A 3,948-nucleotide genomic window follows, 5' to 3' on the forward strand; every position below is an offset into this window, starting at 1 on the left:
GCCGCGCCCGAGCGTTATTTAAGCAGCTTTATTTTCACTAATCTTTACAACGGTATCATTTTCATAAATTTCACAATCTTCAGGAATCCCATATGCATAGTAAAAGTTTTGTTTGACATATGAATAACCATCTCTTTTTAACCTTGCATTGCCATGCACCAAACCTCTAATGGTGTGATAACCAGTCACTTTAGCATTGCCATAAACAGAACCGTAGACTTGAGTATACCCACCCACGCTAGCCTTGCCATAAACCTTGCCATAAATTTTAGCAGCACCACTGATAACAGCATGATCATAAACCACGGCATTGCCATAAACCCGCCCACAGACCCAAGCATTATTAGAAAGATGCGCATTGTCATAAACATGAGCATTTGCATAAACGCGGGCGTGATTACAGATATGAGCATTGCCATAAACAAAGCCCATTATAATAGCGTTATTAAAAACCTTGGCATTTTCGTAAATATGGGCTGGACTTAAAACAAGAGCATTATCATAGACCCAGCAGTTGCCATCATGAGAGAGATTATCTTCACTTTCAATAAAGCCGCCCAATTGACCAGCTTTAACATCAGAAAAGTCTTTTAATGCTTTAATGCGATAAAGAGTTTTATTATTAAATACACGCGTTTCATTTGTGAGTGCAAACTTTTTTTGCATAGCACAATTCCTTTATAAAAAGATTTAAATTTCAGAATGAGATGGTTAAAGAGGGGCGCCCCCGCCGCGCCCGCGCCATTATTTACGCAGCGTTATTTATAGCCTGATCAATACCACAGACATCTTCAGAAAATTTCTTATTTTCTTTAAGCACCGCATTACCATAAATCGTTGTAAATTGGCAAATTTGTGCCTTGCCACTCACATGAGCATTATCATGAATTTTTGCACAGGGACCAACACGCGCCGAGCCAGAAACCTTGGCATTATCATAAATATTGCTCCCATCATAAACTATAGCCTTATCAAAAACATGAGCATTCCCATAAGCTTTTGACCACGTAGCAAGGCGTGATTTACCGTAGACATGGGCATCATTAAACACAAGCCCACTCACATGAGCATTTTCATAAACACGGGCGTTATCGTAAATAAGAGCCCCCTCTGTAATAACGGCATTATCACTCACAACGGCATTGCCAAAAACATAGCCTCCAATTTTTGCATTGCCATTAATGATTGCATTGTCATAAACATGTGCTTTATTACTCAAAACCCATGCCTTATCACTAATCACGGCATTCCCATAAACCCTCGCATAATTCACAACACAGGCATTATTGCGTATTTTTGCATTTTCGGAAACGCTTGCTTGGATAACCATAGCATCATCATATACCCAGCAATTGCCATCATGAGAGAGATCACTCTCATCTTTAATAAAACCGCCTAGATCCCCCGCTTTAACATCATCAAAATCTCTTAAAGCTTTAATGCGGTGTAAAGTCACGCCGTTAACAACGCGGGTTTCATTAGTAAGTTCATATTTTGGATATGTTTTTTTCTTATTAACGGGGGTGTTTTTTGAAATATTTGTCATAATTAAAACCTTACTGATTAGACGTTTTTCATTGACAATCCTATAAGGATTGCCGGGTGTTGAAAAACACGGCAGTAAGTCCGTTGTTACGCTTTTCCCATAAGGGTATTTTATGGCGTAAGCACACCCGACAAAATCATCATATATGCTAATTAAAGCATAAAAGATAGCCAGTTTTAAAAGCTTTGGAAAGATTGTTTCGTAATCTGTCCGCTTACTGTTTAAAGTGTTTTTCATCACTTGAGTATTTATATAACAAAATACGTATTTATTGTCAAATAATATTTTATCTTTTTTGATATTTTTTTCTTATTTTTTAAATACGTTGTGTATTGATAATATCTTATGCTTATTAATTGCATCTTTTTTATTATGTGCTTTTAACGCTATATTATTTGCTTTATGAAACGATTGCATTATTTTCTGAATCTATACATTTATAATATTTATAAACGCTCTCATCATGCGTATTTTTATCTTTATAACCTATCTGTTTTTTTACTAAATGAATTTAAATTTTTTTGTGAATTTTGTTTATAAAGGTCTCTAATGAAACAACCTTAATAAAGCCGCGCTCTTATAACCAATGTGTTCATTTGCATGTGATTATGAAAGCCTGCTTTTTTTCACGCGTGCTTTATAGCTGTTATCTTCTTTATAGCCACCGCATTATTTTTCATTTTCATAAGAGAAATGATAAATAGGATATATGATAATTGTGATTTATTGCTTGTTATGAAAATATCTAAAGAGAGAATAATAATTATAGAGATGAGCAAAATCCCTTTTAATAGACTTTTGTCATTTTTGTCAGTTTAGTCAGTTAACTCTAACCCCTATAATTATTTTTTTTAATGAGTAAAATTAAAAACATTATTTTTCAATATGTTAATATCTTTAAAACACAACCCATATCAAGAATACAATCTTTAAAGATAATCAATGATGTGAGTTGATTAAAACTTGTCAGTTATGTGTCAGTAAATTGAACCGACAAAAGTGAGTGATTAAAGCGTGTCTTATGAAAAGCGTATGAAAGTAAAAACTGATTACGTTATTAAAATCCTTTTTATGAATTTTATCAGTTCTTTTGAATGATAACCTTATGATTTAGAGAATTGATTACAACGTGTTTTATGAAAATCATATGACCCTTTAAAGCTTTTCAAAAGATAGCTTGTAACTCATAAGAGATGCTATCAAGATCATTATGGTTATAGTTTAGGGGGTTTTGGGGGTTTTGGATGTTCTTTTTACCCCTCCCTTTATATATTTTTTAAATTAAAAATAAAAGTTATTATATTTCAATATGTTAATGTTTTAAATAAACAACCTATATTAAACACAACACATAAATACAATTTTTAATATATATTTAAGAGGGTTTTGTAGGTGTTTTGGGGGTTTTAAAAACAGACAAAACCTATAAGCAAAATGAATATACATAACTCTCTTTAAACAAAGCTATCATTTTAGATTACGGTGTAATCCTTTAAAGGCAATGTAAAAAAATCTAATTCACTTTAAGATAGGGTTTCTTAAAGTCTTAAAGCAATCAAAATGACAGTGTTTAAAAGTGTAAATGATTTCTTTTTAGAATAACGCATGATAAATTATTCCTTTTAAGATTATAGGTAATCAACTCACAAGATGATACGTTTACAAAAGTTCATTAAAGGATTTCTGATAACGTAATTCTTTCCTATCTTAGTTATCTCATAACAGATGATAAAATAAACTTTTATTTAAACTAATACATAAGCGGCTTTAATAAGATTAACATGCCCATTATGTGAGCATGCTTTATAAGTTATTCAGTTTCTCTTATTTCTAATTTTGGTAAGTTTTTTACGATTTTCATTGTTTCTAAACTTACGGTAATAACCCTTTGAAATAACTCTAGAGGGTAGGCAGGGTTGCCAACGGTTTCAACAGCATAGCGATTGGCATCATTAACAATGCCACTCTTTTTATCAGTCTTAACACATTGACGCCCCATAACCCATTCAAGAGCGGGTTTGCCATTGACGATATACTCATAAGCTTCAAGAGGAATATCTGTTATTGTGATATTGCTATTGTAAAAAACAGTCGATTTATCCTTTTCAGATTTTCCTTTCTCTTTAGCTGCTTTTGCGAACTTCATTTCTGTAACATAGTAAAATTCTTCGGGATTAGAGATCTCTGTAACTTTTGGATTACCTTTTTTAAAGGTCACTGGATAAGGTTCCACATCTTCATAATTCACGTGCAAATGACTAAGTCTCACGCCCTGCTGTTACAAATTTCCAAAAATCATCAGCCGTTTTTACGCAAGGAATACGAGGCAGTTCTTTGCATAAATTATCAGCATAACGAGAGCGATAATCTTCCGAATGAAGTAGACCGTAAACATAATAAAA

General features: G+C 33.0%; 2 protein-coding genes and 1 pseudogene. All 3 read right to left on the reverse strand.

Annotated elements, in window-relative coordinates; genetic code table 11:
* Window positions 1-18: 18 nt before the first annotated feature.
* A complete protein-coding gene (locus PVV57_RS09680; protein ID WP_273783982.1) occupies window positions 19-666 on the reverse strand; it encodes a hypothetical protein in 648 nt (215 codons plus the stop codon).
* A gap of 82 nt (window positions 667-748) precedes the next feature.
* The gene (locus PVV57_RS09685; RefSeq protein ID WP_273783983.1) at window positions 749-1,546 is read right to left on the reverse strand and encodes a hypothetical protein; all 798 of its coding nucleotides are present in this window, start codon (window positions 1,544-1,546) and stop codon (window positions 749-751) included.
* A 1,810-nt stretch (window positions 1,547-3,356) separates the two neighbouring features.
* Window positions 3,357-3,948 (reverse strand): annotated as a pseudogene (locus tag PVV57_RS09690) (type ISP restriction/modification enzyme); the annotation flags it as partial.

Source organism: Bartonella sp. AU15XJBT (assembly GCF_028618615.1).
Taxonomy (GTDB): domain Bacteria; phylum Pseudomonadota; class Alphaproteobacteria; order Rhizobiales; family Rhizobiaceae; genus Bartonella.